Below are 19,994 nucleotides of genomic sequence, written 5' to 3' on the forward strand. Positions count from 1 at the left end.
CTGGCAGTTTGAGCCGCCCTGTCCGGTTGCGGCGGCGAGCGTGGTTGAGGCGCGGTTCCGCCAGAGAAAGCCCGATAACTTGTATATACACGTTCAATTTTCGGGTTGGCAAGCGGACAAAAACCCGGCCTTGTCGCGATCTGCCGCTCGTCGTCCGCGCCCGCAGTGTTTCCCGCCGCTAGTCATTCTTGACTTCAAATCAAGATTGATTTGAAACCAACCCACTTTTTGCAAAACTCGCCCGCCTCCATACTCAAGTCATTCCCAGTTTTCTCTCAAAGGAGAACGTCTTGAACATCTTCATCACTGGCGCAAGCGGTTTTATCGGCGGATCCATTGCGGCGGGTCTCGTGCGCGCGGGCCATCGCGTGACTGGCCTGATCCGCAACCCGGAGCATGCGGCTGAACTGAAGCGCCTCGGCATCGAGCCTGTCGTCGGTACGCTCGACGACCGCGACTTGCTGATCACCCAAGCCAAAGCCGCCGACGCCGTCATCAACGCGGCGAGCAGTGACCATCGCGGCGCGGTGGAAGCGCTAATCGAAGGTCTCGAAGGCTCCGGCAAGCCGTTTTTGCATACGAGCGGTTCGAGCATCGTCGGCGACGCGTCGGGTGGCGAACGCGGCGACGCAAAGATCTACACGGAAGACGCGCTACCCGAGCCGACAGCAGACAAAGCACCGCGCGTCGCCATCGACAACCTCGTGCTCGACGCAGCAAAACGCGGCATCCGCTCGTCGGTGCTATGCAACACGCTGATCTACGGGCATGGCGCCGTCAAAGGCAGTTCGAGCGTGCAGTTGCCACGACTCGTTCGTCAGGCCCAAAAGAGCGGCATCGTGCGGCATGTGGGCAGCGGCGGCAACATCTGGTCGAACGTGTTCATCGACGACGTGGTCGAACTGTATCGGCTCGCGCTCGACAAGACCCCGGCGGGCACGTTCTATTTCGTCGAAAGCGGCGAAGCGTCGTTCCGCGAGATGACGGACGCGATCGCCAAAGCGATGCACCTCGGCCTGGCGCAGGACTGGCCGCTCGATCAGGCGATCGACGAATGGGGCTATGAAATGGCGTCGTATGGTCTCGGCTCGAACAGCCGCGTGCGCGGCACTCGCGCGCGCAACCTGCTCGACTGGCAGCCAGAGCACACGTCGGTGATCGAGTGGATCGAGAACGACATGATGAAAGACGCGTAAAACACGCGTCGAAGCGCGCATAGAACGTTGGCCAGCGCACACGTTGTAAGCAAGGCTGTTGCGTATCCGTAAGCTCGCATCGCTAGAATCGGCGATGTTCGATCAGGTTGATGACAACCTCGATCTTTCGGCTCGAGCCCGGATCATTCAATGTTGCTTGCACTCAATTTCGACTGGCTGACCAATCTGCTCGCGATTCTTTTCGTGGTCGCGTGCCTGTACGACTCGCGCTACGACGAGTACGGCACGCTGACGCTCGCGTCGGGCGCGATGGGCCTGATCGTGATGGGCATCCAGGAGTTTCTCAGGCCCGCATTCGAAATGTCGCTTTGAACGCGGGCCTCGCTTGCGTCGACGTGGCGCCGTTCGCCGCCTGAGAGCACATCATTTGTGTGCCGCTTCATGACAGCAGGCGCCCGTGCCCTGCTTCTCCTGCGCCAGTGTCTTGCCCGTCACGCCGTCTTCATAGCTGTCGTGACGGCGCAGCCAGCCCATCATCTTGTTCTCGTCCTCATCGCGGCCCTTCGGAACGAAATCGAGCAGCGTATAGGTGCCGATCAGCGGCTCGCCGCCGCGACCATACGACGAGAAGGTGCGAAAGATCTCGCCCTTGTCGTTCCGGTAAAACACGCTCATACCGGGCAGTTCGTCGCACGCATAGTCCTGCGTCTCGAAGTTGTAGACGACCTTGCCATGCGCTTCCTGCTCCGGCGTGAAGGACACGTCGAAGTCGTAATTGAAGTCGCTGCCGAACGACGACACCCAAGGGAACTGCCATCCCATGCGTGTTTTGTACGCATCGATCTTCTCGAGCGGCGCCCGCGAAACGGCCACATACGTCACGTCGCGGTGCGCGAGATGCACGAGCGCGCCGTCGATGTGATCGGACAGGAACGAGCAGCCGGGACAGCCCTGCTCCCAATCCGGTCCGAGCATGAAGTGATAGACGATCAACTGGCTGCGTCCCGCGAACAGCTCGGCGAGCGTCTTCGCGCCTTCTCGCGTATCGAACGTGTAGGTCTTGTCGATCTTCATCCACGGCAGCGCCTGACGCTTCTTCACGAGCGCGTCGCGGGCGCGCGTAAAAGCCTTTTCTTCCGCGAGATGCGCGTGTTGCGCGGCCAGCCATGCTTCGCTTGAAACGATCTTGTGCTCTTCCATCTGCTCCTCCAGTTGCGCGGCCGCATCGCTGTTTACAAGCGGTCGCAGCCTTCACGAGAAATAGCGTTCGAGTCCGTCGAGTGCTTCCGTCCATCCGCCGCGATGTGCGTCGCGCGCGGCTTCATCGAAGAATTGTTCGTGCGTGAGCGTGAGCCATGTGCCGTCGCCATCGGCCTTCAGCGAAAACGTGACGACGGACTCACGTTCCGGTGTCGAGCGGAATGCCCAGCTATAGACGAGCTTTTCGTTGATTGCGACTTCGCGGAACAGACCGCTCACGTCATGCTCTTCGCCATCGGGCGCGCGCATGATCATGTGAAAACGGCCACCCACTTTCAACTCCATCTCCGAGAGGATCACGTCACAGCCGCCGGGATGCAGCCACTTCACGATCTGCTGCGGGTCGGTCCACGCGCTGAAGACTTTTTCCGGAGACGCGTTGATGTGTCGCTGGAGCGTGAGACTGGGGCGGGCGGACATGACGGCTCCTCCACATAGGCGGTCAATTGATCGAGTGCTTCGGACCAGAACTGCTGATAGCGCTGCAGCCATGACATGGCCTGTTCCATCGGCGCGGCGGACAGACGGCATGCGACCGTGCGGCCCGTCTTGGTGCGCGTGATGAGGCCCGCGTCGGCCAGCACGTCGAGGTGCTTCATGACCGCCGGCAGAGACATGGCGAATGGTTCTGCGAGTTGGGAGACTGATGCGTCTCCTCTTTCCGATAGACGTGCGAGTAGCGCGCGGCGGGTTGGGTCCGCTAGCGCGGCGAAAGTGCGATCAAGGTCTTGTAACTTAACCATGAGGTTAAGTGTAGGTCGCTGGGGCGGTGTGTCAAGGGTTTGGTTTTTTTGCCGCTTTCGCGGGAGGCGGGGTTTGCTGCGCATGCGGTTTGGTTTTTTTCCTTTGTCGCTGGCATCCGCGCTTTGTTAGCTTGCTTCAGGCGCCGCCGGTCGGTGTTCTGGCCTTTGCACTGGCATCCGCGCTATGGTGTTTGCTGCTCAAGCGTCGCCCCTGTGCGGGGCGGCACCTACTTTTCTTTGCCGCCGCAAAGAAAAGTAGGCAAAAGAAAGCGGCTAACACCGCCAACATCTCTTCCTGCCTGAGGGACCCCAAAGGGTCTTACGCTTCACACGGCAGCATTTCTGTTCGCGTTCGTTGCCAACGCTTCGAATGAGCGCCTCACCCGCTTCGAATACCCGTACTCGGGCAAACGGCAGCGAATGGTATGTGCCGCCCAGGTGGCAAACTGTGTGTAGGTTGTCGCGTCGTATAGGGTGGCGCTCTCACAGGGTGGACGCATGTGCTATCGGTCCGAAGTGAGGCATGCGAGGCTCTACGGCCTACACACAGTTTGCCACCTGGGCGGCGGTGGACTATCTGGCTCGGCATACTGCAATGCAGGAGCGTGAAGCGGGTGATGCGCACCGCAAGAGCGCTGGCAACGAACGTGGGTCACGTGGTTGCCGTGCGAAGCGTAAGAACCTTTGGGGGCCCTCAGGCAAAAACTAGCACTGGCGGTGTTAGCCGCTTTCTTTTGCCTACTTTTCTTTGCGGCGGCAAAGAAAAGTAGGTGCCGCCCCGCACAGGGGCGACGCTTGAACGGCAGACACCGTAACGCGGATGCCAGCGACAAAACCAGCAAACCACCCAGCGTCGCAGACAAACCAACGTCAGATCGCCCATCCACCAAGATAAAACACAGCCAGCACAACAGCGATCAAGACCGTCCCGACATTGAGCTTGCGCCATTCCCCACTAACAACACGCCCAATCACCAGCGTACAGAACCCAAGCATGATGCCCGTCACGATATTAGCCGTCAGCACGATAAAAACAGCACACACGAGGCCCGACATCGAATCGACCATATCATCCATATGCAGCTTGCTCACGCTGGAGAGCATCAGCAGCCCGACATACATCAAAGCAGGCGCAGTAGCATAAGAAGGCACGAGCGCGGCAAGCGGCGAGAAGAACATCACGACGAGAAACAGCAGCCCAACGACAGCAGCAGCCAGTCCCGTCTTCGCGCCCGCAGCAACGCCAACTGTCGACTCGATATACGCAGCAGCCGGCGCACCGCCCATAAACCCCGAGAAAATCGAACTAAGCGAATCAGCCGTCAACGCGCGGCCGCCGTTGATAATTCGGCCATTCTCGTCGAGCTGACCAGCCTGTCCGGCAACGGCGCGGATCGTCCCCGTCGCATCGAACACAGCCGTCATCACCAGCGCAAGCACGCTAGGCAGCACAGCAAGCGACAACGCGCCCTTGATATCCATCGCCCCGATCAGCGAAGCATGGCCCGGCGCGCTCAACGAAGGCAGCGCGAACACACCATGAAACGCAACAGCAGGATCGAGCAGCAACGCAAGCGCCGAAATCGCGACGATCACGATCAGGATCGAACCCGGCACGCGGCGGCGCACCAGACCGAAGATGGCGGCGAGCCCGCCCACCGACATCAGCACAGGCAACGACGTGATATGCCCCAGCGCGACGGGCAGCCCCGGCCCAGGATTCTTCACGACGAGGCCAACATCGTTCGCGGCGATCAGCAGCAGAAAGAGACCAATGCCGATGCCCGTCCCATGCGCGACGCCCGCAGGCAGATTGCGCAGAATCCACGAGCGCACGCCCGTCACCGAGATCCCGGTGAACACGAGGCCCATCAGGAACACCGCGCCAAGCGCGACATTCGGCTGCAAGCCCTTGCCGAGCACGAGCCCGAACGCCGTGAAGGCCGTCAGCGAAATGGCACAGCCGATCGCAATGGGCAGGCGCGCCCAGATGCCCATCAGCAGCGAGCCGAATGCCGTCGTCAGGCACACGGCGACGAACACCGCGCTGGTGTCGAAACCCGCCTTGCCGAACATGCCCGGCACGACAAACACGGAATAGACCATCGCGAGAAACGTCGTGACGCCAGCGATGATTTCCTGGCGTCCCGTGCTGCCGCGCGCGGTGATGTCGAAATAGCGGTCAATGAACGCCGCCGGCTGGTCGCGAGTGTTGTCGAATGCCTCGCTCCCGGCTTCCGCGATGCTCTGGGCCTGGGGTTCCATCATGATGAGTGCCTCCTTTATCAGCATGCCGAAACGGCTGCCGTCGCGGGCTCGCCGTCATCAGGTTCGTCTCGTTGAGTAGTAGATGTAGTGCGTGTTGCGCTTTCCGCATGGCGCGCAGGTGCGCATCGTCCTCGTTACGGCGGGTAATCCGTCGTTGGACGATCGAGTTACATCGCGTTCCGTTTTCACCAGTCCACGACCCACTTCACGCCGTTCTTTTTATGCTGAAACGAAGGTTAGGCGAATCCCAATATATCTCCCATCGCAATAAAAACATGCCGCGCATGTCGCAATCCTTATATCGTTTGACACACGGCAATGCGGGCTGCACACCCGAGTGTTAACACCTACGGTTGCAGCCCGGCTGACGCGCGCGGGAAGCCCTGCTGAAAGGGCTTTGAAGCCTGCGGTCGGGCCTGTCCAACGCAGACAAAACAAAGGCCTTTTGACGTCACGGGTTAAACTCTCGGCAAACCATGCCTTTAACGCATTGCCGGCGAGGCTCTCGATGCCTGCATGAATCGCTGGATCGTCTTTTGCGACAGCACCTGCATCGTGCCCGCCGCCCTGGCCACGGAGTCCCACTTGATGATTGGCGGTTTCCTACGTCCAGCCTTCCGTCTTTTGCTGTTGGCCGTTTTTGCGGCCCTTGCCGCCATGATGTCGGGCTGCAGCCTGTTCGGCCCGACCGAGCAGCCGCCTGCGCCCATCACCGAAGCCACGGTGACGCCGCTTGTCGTTCCCGCCCTCGAACCCGCCTCCGAGCCGGACCAGGCTGAGGCGCCTGAACCCAAGGAACCGAAGAAGCCGCGCCCGCCCGTCGTGCGCCCGCACAAGCCGGAGCCGCCGCCGCCCGTCGTCGCGCCCGCGCCGCCGCCTCCGCCGCCCGCTCCCGCGCCGATCATCGTGACCCGCACGCTCGATCGCAACACGACGCATGGCCTGCTCGACAGCGAAGTGCAGAAGCTCGACGGCAAGGTGATCGGCCGCGCCATCGACATGACGGCTGACGGCAGCGGCACGCCGCGCCAGATGATCGTCAACCTGCAGGGCTTTCTCGGCATTGGCGACCGCAAGGTCGGTTTTCCGTGGACTGCGTTCCGCTTCACGCCGAACGCGAAAGGCGCGCCCATCACGATCACGACTCCGCCTAACCAGCTAGCCGCGACCAACCGGCCCAAGCCGTCGGCTTCGCTCGCGACGCCGCTGGCGGCCGTGACGGCCGCGCCCGCGGTGCCGCCGGGGCAAATGGAACTGCTGGACGCGGACGTCGAGCGTCCGAACGGCGGCAAGGTGGGCCGCGTGATCGACGTGCTGGTCGACGTGAACGCGCAGCCGCAGGCTGTCGTGCTCGACGTCAGCGGCATCATCAGCCCCGATCGCCGCGCGATCGCCGCGAACTGGTCGGCGCTGCGCTTCGTCGCCAAGGACAAGACGCTGCGTCCGTTGATGGATCTCAATGACGCGCAGATCAAGGCGTCGCCCACTTACGAGGCAGATAAACCGATCCGCGCGGTCTCGCCCGCCCCTCCTCCGTCTCCCGTTCCCGCGTCCGCTCCTGCGCCCGCTACGACGGCTGGTCCTTCATCGTCCGCTGCGGCGGCCTCAACCGCACGCACTTCACGATGACGAGCCGTCTCATGGTCAACGCACGCAGTCTCCGCGCCCTCGACTGGCTCAACTTCTTCGTCGCCAACGTGCAGACGGGATTCGGGCCGTTCATCGCGTCATACCTCGCGTCGCACAAGTGGACGCAGGGCGAGATCGGACTCGCGCTTTCAGTCGGCACGATCAGCGCGATGGTGAGCCAGGTGCCTGGCGGCGCGGCCGTCGATGCGCTGCGCAACAAGAAAGGCGCTGCTGCGTGGGCGATCATCGCGATCATTCTCAGCGCCGTGCTGCTTGCGGCGAGCCCGACCGTGCTGCCCGTGATGGCCGCCGAGGTCTTTCACGGCTTTGCGAGCTGCATGCTCGTGCCGGCGATGGCGGCCATTTCGTTTGCGCTCGTCGGGCGACACGATCTGGGCGACCGGCTTGGGCGCAATGCGCGCTGGGCGTCGATTGGGAGCGCTGTCGCTGCGGGTCTGATGGGGCTGTTCGGCGAATATTTCTCGGCGCGCGCGGTGTTCTGGTTGACTGCAGTGCTTGCGGCGCCTGCGCTGTTTGCGTTGTCGATGATCACGATGCCCGAGCATCAGCCTTTGCCCGCGCACCAACCTGCGAAGAAGGAGCGGGACGACGCCGAAGAAAAGGAATCGATCTTCGAGTTGCTGCGCGACAAGCGGATGTTGATCTTTGCTGCGTGCGTCGTGTTGTTCCATCTGTCCAATGCGGCGATGCTCAATCTCGCGGCGGGTGAAGTGACGGCGGGTATGGGCGATAACGTGCAGCTTGTGATTGCTGCGTGCATCATCGTGCCGCAGGCGATTGTGGCGATGTTGTCGCCTTGGGTTGGGCGTACTGCCGAGCGCTGGGGGCGCAGGCCCATTCTGCTGCTTGGGTTTTCTGCGCTGCCGGTGCGGGCTTTGCTGTTTGCTGGCGTTAGCAGCCCTTACCTGCTCGTGCCTGTGCAGATGCTCGATGGCATTAGCGCCGCTGTGTTCGGTGTGATGCTGCCTCTGATTGCTGCTGATGTTGCCGGCGACAAGGGGCGTTATAACCTCACCATTGGGCTGTTTGGCCTCGCGGCCGGGATTGGTGCGACGCTCTCTACTGCTGTTGCCGGGTTTATTGCCGATCGCTTTGGCAATGCGGTTAGCTTTTTTGGGCTCGCCGGTGCGGGGGCGCTTGCTGTGTTGCTTGTGTGGGCGGCTATGCCTGAGACTCGCGATGCGAATGGAGATATGCAGGAGAAGCCTGCACCCGCTGATGATGGGTCTTTGAAGCGGGCTAAGTGAAGCGGGGTTTTTTGGTCTTGCGACGCTGGGTGGGTTGCCGGTTTTTTCGCTGGCATTCGCGTCGTTTCTTCGCGCTTCACGCGTCGCCATTCGGTGTATTGGCCTTTGCGCCAGCATCCGCGCTTCGCCTTTGTGGTGCGGCCGGTTTGGTTGTTCGAGTCTTTGCGCTGGCATCCGCGTTTTGCCTTTTCGTTGGCATCCGCGATTCGTTAGCCTGCTTCACGCGTCGCCCCTGTGCGGGGCGGCACCTACTTTTCTTTGCCGCCGCAAAGAAAAGTAGGCAAAAGAAAGCGGCTAACACCGCCAACATTTCTTCTTGCCTGAGGGCCCCCGAAGGGTCTTACGCTTCACACGGCAATCACGTGACTCACGTTTGTTGCCAGCGCTCTTGCGGTGCGCCTCACCCGCTTCACGCTCCCGCGTTTCAGATGCCTTGCCAGATAGTCCACCGCCGTCCAGGTGGCAAACTGTGTGTCGGCCGTAGTGCCTCGCGCGCCTCACTTCGGAACGATTGGGCATGCGTCCCACCCTGTAAGAGCGCTAACGTGTACGACCCGACAACCTACACACAGTTTGCCACCTGGGCGGCGCGAACCATTCGCTGCCGCTAGCCCGTGTACGGGTATTCGAGGCGGGTGAGGCGCTCATTCGAAGCGTTGGCAACGAACGCGAACAGAAATGCTGCAGTGTGAAGCGTAAGACCCTTTGGGGGCCCTCAGGCAGGAACTAGAACTGGCGGTGTGAGCCGCTTTCTTTTGCCTACTTTTCTTTGCGGCGGCAAAGAAAAGTAGGTGCCGCCCCGCACAGGGGCGACGCCTGAAGCTAGATAACAACTCGCGGATGCCAGCGAAAACACAAGCAAACCACCCAGCGTCGCAGACAAAAACAAAACCCTCAATCAATAGCCCGCCCAGCCGTCTCACGAACAAACGGCAACGCCAACAAAGAAACCAAACCACACCCAATCAGATACCAGGCCGGCGCAAGCGTATTCCCTGACAACTGAATAAGCCACGTAGCAAAGAACTGAGCAAACCCACCAAAAATCGACACCCCAAGACAATAAACAATCGACATCCCGGTAGCGCGAATTTCGCGCGGAAACATCTCAGGCAGCATGACGATATTAGGCACAGCCGTGAACGCAACAAGCACACCGAGCACAGCAACAACTGAAAGCAAAACCGGCACCGTAGGCACAGCATTAATAACCATAAACGCAGGATAAACACCCGCAATCAACAGAACCCGCGAAACCCAAAGCACCCGCTTGCGCCCATACCGGTCCGACAACGACCCAGCAAACGGCGAGCAGATCACCGTAACAAGAGCAGCCGTCCAGGAAGCCCACAACGCCAGCGACATCGGCATATGCAAGATCTTGATCGCATAAGTAGAAAGATAAAACAGCACGATATAGTTCGCGGCGGTGCCACCAATCGTCGTCACGACGCCCGTCACAATCGATCCCATATGCGTGCCGAAAATCTCGCGCACAGGCTTGGCAACCGTCGCAGCCTCAAGAGCGGGCGAATGATCTGAAGACGCCGGCAACGGCAACGTTTCATCCAGATGCCGCCGGATGTACACGCCAATCGGCCCCATCGCCATACCGATCACGAACGGCACACGCCAACCCCAGCTTTCGAGCGCATGCGTCGACAGCATCGCGGCCAACGCGACGCCAAGCAGCGAACCAACCACCGTGTTCAAGCCTTGGCTAACGAACTGCCAGCTGCCATAAAAACCGCGCGTGCGGTCGCTGCCGTACTCCATCAACAGAGACGTCGACGCACCTATCTCGCCGCCCAGCGCAAACCCCTGAATCAGCCGCGCAAGAATCACAAGCACGGGCGCAGCAAGACCAATCGACGCATACGTCGGCACGAACGCGATGATCGCCGAGCCCAACGTCATCAGCCACAGCGTCAGGCTCATCGCCGCCTTGCGGCCCGCGCGGTCCGCGTACGCGCCGAGCACCACGCCGCCCACCGGCCGCATGATGAAGCCAACACCAAAGGTGCCGACCGCGAGCATCAGTTGCGCAAGCTGCCCTTCGACAGGAAAGTACAGCTTGCCGATGATCGTCGCGAAGAAGCTATAGATCGTGAAGTCGAAGAACTCGAGGCCGTTGCCAAGCGTGATCGCGGCGATCGCTTTCGCATGGCTCGCGCGCTGCGGCTGTGTACCGCTCATTGAAACGCTGTCGTCCGACGTGGAAGTCGTTGCGGCTGTGTAAGTCATATCCGTCTCCCGGATGCGTCAGACGAGAAATGATTGCGCGAGTCGCACCCAATAAGCGGCGCCCGTCGCAAGGCAATCGTCGTTGAAGTCGTAGCCAGGGTTATGCACCATGCAGCCGCCCTCGCCGTCCCCGTTGCCGATGATCAGATATGCGCCCGCGCATTTCTCGAGCATGAACGCGAAGTCCTCGCTGCCCGTCAGCGGCTGCATGTTGGCGATCAGGCCATCGTCGCCGACCCAGTCGCGCGCGACCTGCGTCGCGAATGCCGTCATCTGCGCATCGTTGACGAGCACGGGATAGCGGCGCTGATAGTCGACCTCGGCGCGCGCGTTGTACACCGATGCCTGCCCATGCACGACTTCCAGAATGCGCGTCTCCAGGTAGTCGCGGACTTCCGGCTTCAATGCGCGAACGGAGAGGCGCATCTCCGCCGTCTCCGGAATCACGTTGGGCGCCTCGCCCGCGTGAATCGCGCCGACCGTGATGATCGCCATATCGAGCGGCGCGACGTTACGCGACACGATGGTCTGCAACGCCAGCACGATCTGCGCGCACACGACGACGGGATCGACGGCCTTGTGCGGCACCGCGCCGTGGCCGCCGCGCCCCGTCACCTTGATGATGACGGTATCCGAAGACGCCATGAACGAACCCGGCAGAAAGCCGAACTTGCCCGTCGGATGACCCGGCATGTTGTGCATCGCGAACACGGCGTCGCACGGGAAGCGCTCGAACAGCCCGTCTTCGATCATTTTCTGCGCGCCGGCAAGGCCTTCCTCGGCGGGCTGGAAAATCAGGTTCAGCGTGCCGTCGAACGAACGTTCCTGCGCGAGATGCTTCGCTGCGGCGAGCAGCATCGCAGTGTGGCCGTCGTGGCCGCATGCGTGCATCTTGCCGGGCAGCTTGCTCGCGTACGGCAGGCCCGTCTGCTCGTGAATCGGCAGCGCGTCCATGTCGGCACGCAGGCCGAGCTTGCGCGTACCGCTGCCTACTTTCAGTTGCCCGACGACGCCCGTGCTGCCCAGCCCGCGCGTCACGGTGTAGCCCCACTCGTCGAGCTTGTCGGCGACCAGCTCGCCCGTCACGTGTTCTTCGTACGCAAGCTCGGGATGCGCGTGGATGCGGCGGCGCAGCGCAATCATTTCTGCTTCGAGATCGGCGATGCCGGCGGGGATGACCATGGTATTCACGCTGCTGTCTCCATTGATGTCTGTGAACCCAGCATAGCCGCCCATTTTTTTGACGGGCAGGCGGGAAACGGTTACGGTGGCAACCAGTGGTTGTCACCCTCGATGCCAACTTTCATCCGCCCGACATGAAACTGCATCAACTCAGCACGCTCGCCGCGATCGCGGAGACAGGCAGCATCCGCGCCGCGGCGCGGCAACTGGGCTTGTCCCCTGCCGCCGTCACCAAGTCCGTGCGCGAACTTGAAGCGGATCTGCGCGCGCCGCTGGTGATACGCGGCACATCGGGCGTCGCGTTCACCGAATACGGACGCGCGCTCGTCGTGCATGCGCGGCTCGTGCTCGGTCAGCTCGCCCGCGCCGAGGCCGAACTCGAAGCAATGCGTGGCGCGTCGGCGGGAAAACTCTCGGTGGGCGTCACGCCGTGGCTCGCGCTGACGTTTCTGCCCGAGACGGTCAACCGCTTCAAGCAGAAAATGCCCGACGTGCAGCTGGAATTCTTCGAAGGATTATTGGCTGTCGTGCAGCCGCGTCTGCGCGACGGCAGCCTCGACTTTTCGATCGGGCGGCCGCCGCCTGCGTCACCGCAATCGGAGTTTCACAACGTGCCGCTTTTTTCGACGCATTCGGCCGTCGTCGCGCGACGCGGGCATCCGTTGGGCGAATGCCGTACGCTGCACGAACTGCAAGACGCCGAATGGGTGTTGAACTGGGACCCCGCGAGCCGCGAGTCGATGGCCGACAATCTGTTCCGCAAGCGCGGGATGAGGGTGCCGCACACGATCCATCTCGCGCATTCATTTGCGATCGTGCTGGGCCTGCTTCAGCAGACGGATTTCCTCAGCATCTTTCCGTGGCCGCTCGTCGAGGTGAACATCGCGAAGGACAATCTGCGCGCGCTGCCGTTGGGCGAAGTGGTCGATGAGACGATCGTCAGCATCACGTCAAGGCGCGGCGTGCCTGTTAGTCCGGCGGCCGCGTGTTTTATCGAATGCCTGCGTGAAGTGATCGATGAAGGCGCGCGGTCGCAGGATGCGGACCGCCGCCGTCTGTTTCATTCGATCGAACTGCTTTTCTAGGGCTTATTTCCCGTATCCGACGACGCCCTTGATCTCCAGAAAGTCCTCGAGTCCGAACTCGCCGTACTCGCGCCCGTTGCCCGACTGACGATAGCCGCCAAACGGCGCTTCCGGCGAGTACTCCGCGTAGTTCAGATAGATCGTGCCTGTGCGCAGCCGCTTCGCGACGGCGCGCGCGCGCTCGAGCGACGCCGACTGAATATAGCCCGCGAGACCATAGATGCTGTCGTTGGCCATTGCGACGGCTTCGTCTTCCGTGTCGTAGCCGAGAATCGACAGCACGGGTCCGAAGATTTCTTCGCGTGCAATGGTCATGTCGTGCTCCACGTGGCCGAATACGGTCGGGCGCACATAATAGCCTTCGCCCAGGCCTTCGGGACGTCCGTGGCCGCCCGCCGCGAGCACCGCGCCTTCGCGCACGCCTGCATCGATCATCGACTGGATCTTGTCGAACTGCTGCTGGCTGATCACAGGGCCCATATCGCTCGACGGCGCGTCCGCCGGACCGACCACAAGCGAATCGGCCACTTCCTTCGCATAGGCCAACGCTTCGTCCATCCGCGCGCGCGGCACGAACATGCGCGTGGGCGCGTCGCACGATTGCCCGCTGTTATCGAAGCATGCGCGCGCGCCACGCGTGACGGCATCGCGCAGATCCGCATCTTCGAGAATCAGGTTCGCGGACTTGCCGCCCAGTTCCTGATGCACGCGCTTGACGGTATCGGCGGCGGCTTTTGCGACTTGCACGCCTGCGCGCGTCGATCCAGTGAACGACATCATGTCGATGTCCTTGTGACGCGACATGGCATCGCCCACCACCTGCCCTTCGCCGTTGACGAGATTGAACACGCCTGCGGGCACGCCTGCTTCATGCAGGATTTCCGCGTAGAGCATCGCGCTCATCGGGGCGAGTTCCGATGGCTTCAGCACTATCGTGCAACCTGCTGCGAGTGCGGGCGCGACTTTCGTCGTGATCTGCAACGCGGGCCAGTTCCACGGCGTGATGAGGCCGCATACGCCGACGGGCTCCTTGCGGATCAGCATGCTGCCTTTTAGCTGCTCGAAGTCGAAATGCTGCAGCGTGCGGATCATCGTTTCCAGATGCGCGGTGCCTGTCCATGCCTGGGCGTCGTGGGCGAACTGTTTTGGTGCGCCCATTTCGCGGCTGATTACATCGACCATATCGTCGTAGCGCTTGCGATAGACCTCGAGGATCGCTTGCAGCAGATCGATGCGCTGTTGCACCGTGGTTTCCGAGTACGAGGCGAATGCTTTTTTGGCAGCCGCTACTGCGAGATCGACGTCGCCCGCACTGCCCAGCGAAATCGTTGCGAACGGTTTAGCCGTGGATGGGTCGATTACGTCGAGTGTTTTGGGTTCGATCGGGTCGATCCATTTGCCGTCGATATAGAACTGCGTGGCGTGCTGCATGATGTTTTCCTCTAATTGGTCCGATACGTTACATCGACTGTTCTCGAACTACATGTCTTCAAATCGAAATTCATTGGCGAGCGTGTTTGGCTCAGACTCGCGTTTCCCAATCAACCCGCTTTGATCTGCGAATCATTCTGGAGACTTTGACATGAGCAACATTACCTTTACCCGTATCGATGTGAAGGGCCCGGGCGCGACTGGCCTGCAGCCGGCATTGCATGATCCCGCTGATGTGATTCTCGACGGCGCTAAAGCGCCGCATGCGGCGACTGCTTTTTCTGATGCTGAGAATTTGCTCACCGCTGGGGTTTGGCAGTGCGATGCCGGTACGCTCAAGTTGTCTGATCTGCCGATTCATGAAGTCTGTGTGCTGATTGAAGGCGAAGTCGTAATCACCAGCGATGATGGGCGTTCCGATCACTATAGGGCTGGTGATGCTTTTATTCTTCACAAGGGCTTCTCGGGTACTTGGCATATGCCTGTTGCTACTAAGAAGTACAGTGTTGTTTATTGCGGTTGAGGTTCTGGTTTAAACCGGCCGCGCGGTTTGTGCGCGGCTTTTTTTTGCTTACTGTTAGGCTGGGATTCGGGCCTTTGCGCTGGCATCCGCGATTTGTTAGCGTGCTTCAAGCGTCGCCCCTGTGCGGGGCGGCACCTACTTTTCTTTGCCGCCGCAAAGAAAAGTAGGCAAAAGAAAGCGGCTAACACCGCCAGTTTTTGTGTTTGCCTGAGGGCCCCCACAGGGTCTTACGCTTCACACGGCGACCACGTGACCCACGTTCGTTGCCAGCGCTCTTGCGGTGCGCCTCACCCGCTTCGCCCGCCCGCGCTGCACCATGCCGTGCCAGATAGTCCACCGCCGCCCAGGTGGCAAACTGTGTGTAGGCCGTAGTGCCTCGCACGCCTCACTTCGAACCGATAGCGCATGCGTTCCACCCTGTACGAGCGCTACCCTATACGACGCGACAACCTACACACAGTTTGCCACCTGGGCGGCACATGCCATTCGCTACCGCTAGCACGTATGCGGGTATTTGAAGTTGGTGAGGCGTTCATTCGAAGCGTTGGCAACGAGCGCCGACTAGGGCACTGTCATGTGAAGCGTGGGGACGTTGGGGGCCCGTGGATAAGAACACGTGCTGGCGGTGTTAGCCGCTTTCTTTTGCCTACTTTTCTTTGCGGCGGCAAAGAAAAGTAGGTGCCGCCCCGCACAGGGGCGACGCTTGAAGCACGCTAACGAATCGCGGATGCCAGCGCAAAGGCAAAAAACCCAACCGGATGCCAGCGCAAACCAAAGCAGACCACCCAACGTCGCAAGACAAAAAAAAACCTACATCGGAAACCCAAGCGCCTTAATGGAATTAATCCACCACCTTCTCCATCCACCCCGATCATCCGCCCCATCAAAAGCATTAAAAGTGATCTTGGCGGCGATCCACCGCACAGGCTCTGGCGGAATATACGAAGGCCCCTTCCGCGAGATATCAAGCGAAGTGATCAACGTATCGCGATTCCAGAGCATCTCAAGCCCCATCCTCGCGCCGAACCGGCTCCCGGCAACACCAAACCCGGTATACCCAGCAACAAAAACAGTCTTCCCACCGTGATACTTACGCGCAAAAACAGCCCCGCGAGAACAGTAATCAATCGGCCCACCCCACGCATGCGTGAACTTCACATCATCCAGTTGCGGGAACGTCCGATAAAAAGCCTCAGCGAGTTTGTAATAAGTACGCTCATCGCGATCCTGCGCAGGATTGTTATCGCCACCAAAGTGATAACTAACACGCCCGCCAAAAATGATCCGATTGTCCTTCGTGAGACGAAAATAATTGAGCTGCGTACGCGTGTCATACACGCCCTGGCGGTTCTTCCAGCCAATACGCGCCATTTGCTCGTCGGTCAGCGGACTCGTCGCGACGATGTGATCACGCACCTGCATCACCCGCCGGTTGATATCCGACACACCGACATTCGCAGTACCCGTGCCGAGCAACACACGCGGCGTATCAATCCTCCCCGCCTGCGTATACACGATCATCTTCTTGCCAGCATCTTCAAGACGCGTCAACGGCGAATGCTCATACAGCCGCACGCCAAGTTTCAAGGCAGCCGCCTTGAGCCCCCAAGCAAGCTTCGCCGGATGAATCGTCCCGCTACGATTGCGCGACCACATCGCACCTGCAAACAACGGCGAATCGAGTTGCTCGCGAGCCTTCGCACTATCGAGCAACACAACGTCATGCCCATGCGACACATGCAGTTCAAAGTCATTCTGCAAATGGTCAAGGTGCTTTTCGTCGACGGCCACCGTCATTTCGCCGTTCCATTCGACGTCGGCTTCAATGCCATAACGCACAAGCGATTCCTTGAACCCGTCGAGATTCTCCTGGCCCAGACGCTCGAGCACATCGAGATCTTCCGGGAAGACACGCGTCGCGTTCGGCAACCCGTGCATCACGGACGTCGAAATAATCCCGCCCGGACGGCCCGACGCACCATATGCAATCTTGCCCGCTTCGATCAGCACGACGTCCAGACGAGGATCGTTCTCCTTCGCCTGAATCGCTGCCCACAAACCCGTAAAGCCGCCGCCGATAATCACGAGATCGGCCGTGGTCGGCCCGATCAGCTCGCGTTCGACGGCAGGCGCCGCGGGATTATCCAGCCAGAACGGAAACAGCTTTACACCTTCGAATGCGCGTTTGACCGACTCGCTCATCTTCTCACCTGCTCTATTCCAATCTTTGATAATGATGCCACCATCGGCATGCTCTCTTTTATTACGCGGCATCCTGCGTGTCGAATACTTCTTCGCGCGGCGCCGTCATCCTGTTGCCTCGCATGCCTTCCGCTGTGCGCGGTTCGACCACCTTGATCCGCGCATGCGTGGCCTTGTGGCTGCCGCGCAGCCATCGTCGGCCTTGCGGTCCATATACGCCATCCGGCTCGGGGAAGCATTGCAGCAGCGTCACGTACAGCGTACAAGCCATCGTCAACGCAACGGGCAAGCTGATATCGAGGCCACCCGCGAGTTCGCCGAGCGGGCCCACGAACTGATCCGGCAGATTGACGAAACACAGGCCCGTCAGCGCGCTCGGAACCCATGCGCCCATCGCGCGCCAGTTCCAGCCGTGCGTGAACCAGTAGTGGCCGCCACGTCCGCCGCGATTGAACACCTGCAGGTCGTCGGACAGATAGAAGCCGCGGCGCGTCACGTAGCCGATGATCATGATCACCATCCACGGGCAGCTGCATGTGTTGATGAGCACCGAGAACGTCGACACGCTTTCCACGAGGTTGAACACGAAGCGCCCGAGAAAGATGAAGCCGATCGCAGCACAGCCGATCAGGAACGTCGCACGCACGCGGTTGAGCAGCTTCGGGAACATGCTCGACATGTCGAGGCCCGTGCCGTACAGCGCCGTCGTACCCGTCGACATGCCGCCGATGATCGCAATCAGACACACGGGCAGGAAGAACCAGTTCGGCGAGATCGCCAGCAATCCGCCAACATAGTTGTTCGACGCGATAAAGTCGGGCGCCTTCTGCGCGATGATCGTCGCCGTCGCGAGGCCGAAGAAGAACGGCACGAACGTCGCGATCTGCGCAATCATCACGGCGAGCATCGTGCGATGCCTCGGCGTGTTCTGCGGAATGTAGCGCGCCCAGTCGCCCATCGTCGATGCAAACGAAACGGGATTGCTCAGCGCGACGAGCACCGCGCTCACGAAAGCCGGCCAGAAGCCGACCGCACCCATCGCAAACTTGCCGGCGTAGTGGGTGTCGAACGGACCGGCGAACGCGAAGATGCCCGCGATGAACAGCAAACTCGCCGTCCACACTGCAATTTTGTTGACCCACAGCATGAAGCGAAAGCCGTAGATGCACACGGTCAGCACGAGCACCGCGAAGACGCCGTATGCGGCGCTCAGCGTAAAGCCGTTCACAGGCAGCCCAAGCAGATGATTCGCGCCGCCCACGAGCGCATCGCCCGAGCTCCACACCGCGAGTGAAAAGAACGCGACAGACGTCAGCAGCGCGAGAAACGAACCGACGATCCGTCCATGAATACCAAAGTGCGCACCCGACGAAACAGGATCGTTCGTGCCGTTGCGCATGCCGAACAGACTCATCGGCGCAAGAATGCACGAGCCGACCAGCACGCCGATCACGATCGACGCGACGCCCGCCCAGAACGACAGGCCGAGCAGCACGGGAAAGCTGCCGAGTACGGAAGTGGAAAACGTATTGCAGCCGCCGAACAGCAGGCGGAACAGATCGATGGGCCGCGCATAGCGGGACGCGTCGGGAATGCGTTCGAAACCAAAGGTCTCGACTGTCGTGATGCTGCTGTTGTTGATCTCGGTGGGGCTGCTGCTCATGTCTCCGACTCCTCTGACGGCCAGGGAAATCACGCGGCTCGCGACTGGCTGGCGGCGTCCGCTTTTTAACGAATGTCTGGTCGCCACTGTAAAGAGAAACAATTCGGGCAAAAATATCGTCGGCGCAACCTTTACTTCGATATCGGTCGATGTAACCGGAAATCCTTGCTCAGAAAGGCTTCTCACACAGAAAGCCACGTCGCTGAAAGTCTCGAAAGCGGCTTGCGACATGCAAAACGTCGAAAAGAATCGGCAGATTTCACGCGCGGCGGCGCTTCCTCGCGGCCGTAACGGCAGGCATCGGAATTGGCACGCTGCCCTTCGCACCCTGTTCGATCAGGAAGTCGCGGAACAGGCTCGCGACATGCGGCAGGCGCTTGTCGGACACATGCATCACATACCAGTCGCGTTCGATCGGGTTGTCGGGCAGCGGCAACAGCGCCAGCAACCCCGCCTGAAATTCCAGCGAGCACGCGTGCAGCGACAGAAACGAAATGCCGAGCCCCGCTTCCACCAGTTGCTTGATCGCCTCGTTGCTCGACAGCTCGGAACCGATATGAAGCTTGTGACCCGCCTGCCTGAACAGGTTTTCGACCGTCGAGCGCGTGCCCGAGCCCCGCTCGCGCACGAACAGGTTCGCCGATTCCAGATCGCCAAGCGTGAGGCGTTTCTTTTTCATCAGCGCATGCGAAGGTGACGCGACGAATGCCATCGGATGCTTCGCGAATGCGGTAGCGACCGTGCGCAATTCACGCGGCGGGCTGCCCATCACGGCGAGATCGATTTCATGTGTCGCGAGCATGCGGATGATGTCCGCGCGATTGCCCACCTTGAACTGCACCTTCACTTGCGGACGCGCTTCCGTAAAGCGCACGAGAAACGGCGGGATCAGGTACTCGGCCGTCGTGATCGCGCCGATGCGCAGCGTGCCGCCCTGCTCGCCGTGCAACGCGGCGAGATCGTCGGCGGCGCCATTCCACAGGTCGAGAATTTCAAGCGCATAGCGCGCGAGGATCTCGCCCGCCGCCGTCAGTTGCACGCCGCGTCCCACGCGCTGCAGGAGCGGCGCGCCCGCTGCGTCTTCCAGCAAGCGGATTTGCAGCGACACGGCGGGCTGCGTCAACCGCAGTTCTTCAGCCGCGCCCGACACGCTGCCAAGCTTCGCCACCGTATGAAGCGTCTTCAATTGACGAAACGTCGCTGCCTTTAACATAAGTGAAAGCCTATATGTTCGGTACAAACATTAAATTGTGCTGCGGTTTCGCTCAATTCTATACTCGACCTAACTGATGATGTTCACGCATGAATCCGCATTGAAAACGTTTCAGGAGAGTACGCA

Annotated in this window: 15 protein-coding genes and 1 pseudogene; 6 read left to right on the forward strand and 10 right to left on the reverse strand. The window is 60.6% G+C overall.

Going from position 1 to position 19,994, the window contains the following annotated elements; all coding sequences use genetic code 11:
• The first annotated feature begins 290 nt into the window (after window positions 1-290).
• On the forward strand, window positions 291-1,196 hold the full coding sequence (locus tag C2L65_RS09945) for an NAD-dependent epimerase/dehydratase family protein (protein WP_042308335.1): 906 nt from the start codon (window positions 291-293) through the stop codon (window positions 1,194-1,196).
• Window positions 1,197-1,346: 150 nt separating this feature from the next.
• The gene (locus tag C2L65_RS09950) at window positions 1,347-1,529 is read left to right on the forward strand and encodes a hypothetical protein (RefSeq protein WP_007750066.1); all 183 of its coding nucleotides are present in this window, start codon (window positions 1,347-1,349) and stop codon (window positions 1,527-1,529) included.
• Window positions 1,530-1,580: 51 nt separating this feature from the next.
• On the opposite strand, the gene C2L65_RS09955 is transcribed toward C2L65_RS09950, so the two are convergent.
• The 4 genes and pseudogenes from C2L65_RS09955 to C2L65_RS09970 form a co-directional block, all read right to left on the reverse strand.
• Window positions 1,581-2,357, reverse strand: a complete 777-nt coding sequence (locus C2L65_RS09955) for a DUF899 domain-containing protein (protein ID WP_042308332.1) — start codon at window positions 2,355-2,357, stop codon at window positions 1,581-1,583.
• Window positions 2,358-2,408: 51 nt separating this feature from the next.
• Window positions 2,409-2,837 (reverse strand): SRPBCC family protein, encoded by a 429-nt coding sequence (locus C2L65_RS09960; protein ID WP_042308331.1) that lies wholly within the window; start codon window positions 2,835-2,837, stop codon window positions 2,409-2,411.
• Window positions 2,744-3,244: an ArsR/SmtB family transcription factor gene (locus tag C2L65_RS09965; protein WP_345789459.1), complete on the reverse strand. Its 501-nt coding sequence runs from the start codon at window positions 3,242-3,244 to the stop codon at window positions 2,744-2,746. The genes C2L65_RS09960 and C2L65_RS09965 overlap by 94 nt, the downstream gene beginning before the upstream one ends.
• Window positions 3,245-4,030: 786 nt before the next feature.
• Window positions 4,031-5,347 (reverse strand): annotated as a pseudogene (locus C2L65_RS09970) (NCS2 family permease); the annotation flags it as partial.
• 669 nt (window positions 5,348-6,016) lie between these two features.
• Here C2L65_RS09970 and C2L65_RS09975 point away from each other — a divergent pair.
• Window positions 6,017-7,057 (forward strand): hypothetical protein, encoded by a 1,041-nt coding sequence (locus C2L65_RS09975; protein ID WP_042308508.1) that lies wholly within the window; start codon window positions 6,017-6,019, stop codon window positions 7,055-7,057.
• On the forward strand, window positions 7,054-8,325 hold the full coding sequence (locus C2L65_RS09980; RefSeq protein WP_042308327.1) for an MFS transporter: 1,272 nt from the start codon (window positions 7,054-7,056) through the stop codon (window positions 8,323-8,325). The genes C2L65_RS09975 and C2L65_RS09980 overlap by 4 nt, the downstream gene beginning before the upstream one ends.
• An 894-nt stretch (window positions 8,326-9,219) precedes the next feature.
• Here the strand turns inward: C2L65_RS09980 and C2L65_RS09985 are convergent.
• A complete protein-coding gene (locus C2L65_RS09985; RefSeq protein ID WP_042308320.1) occupies window positions 9,220-10,569 on the reverse strand; it encodes an MFS transporter in 1,350 nt (449 codons plus the stop codon).
• Between the two features lie 18 nt (window positions 10,570-10,587).
• A complete protein-coding gene (locus C2L65_RS09990) occupies window positions 10,588-11,760 on the reverse strand; it encodes a M20 aminoacylase family protein (RefSeq protein ID WP_042308324.1) in 1,173 nt (390 codons plus the stop codon).
• 125 nt (window positions 11,761-11,885) lie between these two features.
• On the opposite strand from C2L65_RS09990, the gene C2L65_RS09995 reads away from it, so the two are divergent.
• Window positions 11,886-12,836, forward strand: a complete 951-nt coding sequence (locus tag C2L65_RS09995; RefSeq protein WP_042308322.1) for a LysR substrate-binding domain-containing protein — start codon at window positions 11,886-11,888, stop codon at window positions 12,834-12,836.
• A 3-nt stretch (window positions 12,837-12,839) separates the two neighbouring features.
• Here C2L65_RS09995 and C2L65_RS10000 read toward each other — a convergent pair whose 3' ends face one another.
• Entirely contained in the window at window positions 12,840-14,267 is a 1,428-nt protein-coding gene (locus C2L65_RS10000; RefSeq protein WP_042308318.1) for an aldehyde dehydrogenase family protein, read from the reverse strand.
• A 151-nt stretch (window positions 14,268-14,418) separates the two neighbouring features.
• Here C2L65_RS10000 and C2L65_RS10005 point away from each other — a divergent pair, with 151 nt between their 5' ends.
• Window positions 14,419-14,790, forward strand: a complete 372-nt coding sequence (locus tag C2L65_RS10005) for a cupin domain-containing protein (protein WP_042308316.1) — start codon at window positions 14,419-14,421, stop codon at window positions 14,788-14,790.
• An 810-nt stretch (window positions 14,791-15,600) separates the two neighbouring features.
• Here the strand turns inward: C2L65_RS10005 and C2L65_RS10010 are convergent.
• The 3 genes from C2L65_RS10010 to C2L65_RS10020 all read right to left on the reverse strand — a co-directional run bounded on the left by C2L65_RS10010 (window position 15,601) and on the right by C2L65_RS10020 (window position 19,868).
• Entirely contained in the window at window positions 15,601-16,992 is a 1,392-nt protein-coding gene (locus C2L65_RS10010; RefSeq protein WP_042311547.1) for an NAD(P)/FAD-dependent oxidoreductase, read from the reverse strand.
• Window positions 16,993-17,053: 61 nt separating this feature from the next.
• Entirely contained in the window at window positions 17,054-18,655 is a 1,602-nt protein-coding gene (locus C2L65_RS10015) for a purine-cytosine permease family protein (protein WP_042311550.1), read from the reverse strand.
• A 259-nt stretch (window positions 18,656-18,914) separates the two neighbouring features.
• Window positions 18,915-19,868 (reverse strand): LysR family transcriptional regulator, encoded by a 954-nt coding sequence (locus C2L65_RS10020; RefSeq protein ID WP_042311551.1) that lies wholly within the window; start codon window positions 19,866-19,868, stop codon window positions 18,915-18,917.
• Window positions 19,869-19,994 lie beyond the last annotated feature (126 nt).

It is taken from the genome of Paraburkholderia terrae (genome assembly GCF_002902925.1).
Lineage (GTDB): Bacteria > Pseudomonadota > Gammaproteobacteria > Burkholderiales > Burkholderiaceae > Paraburkholderia > Paraburkholderia terrae.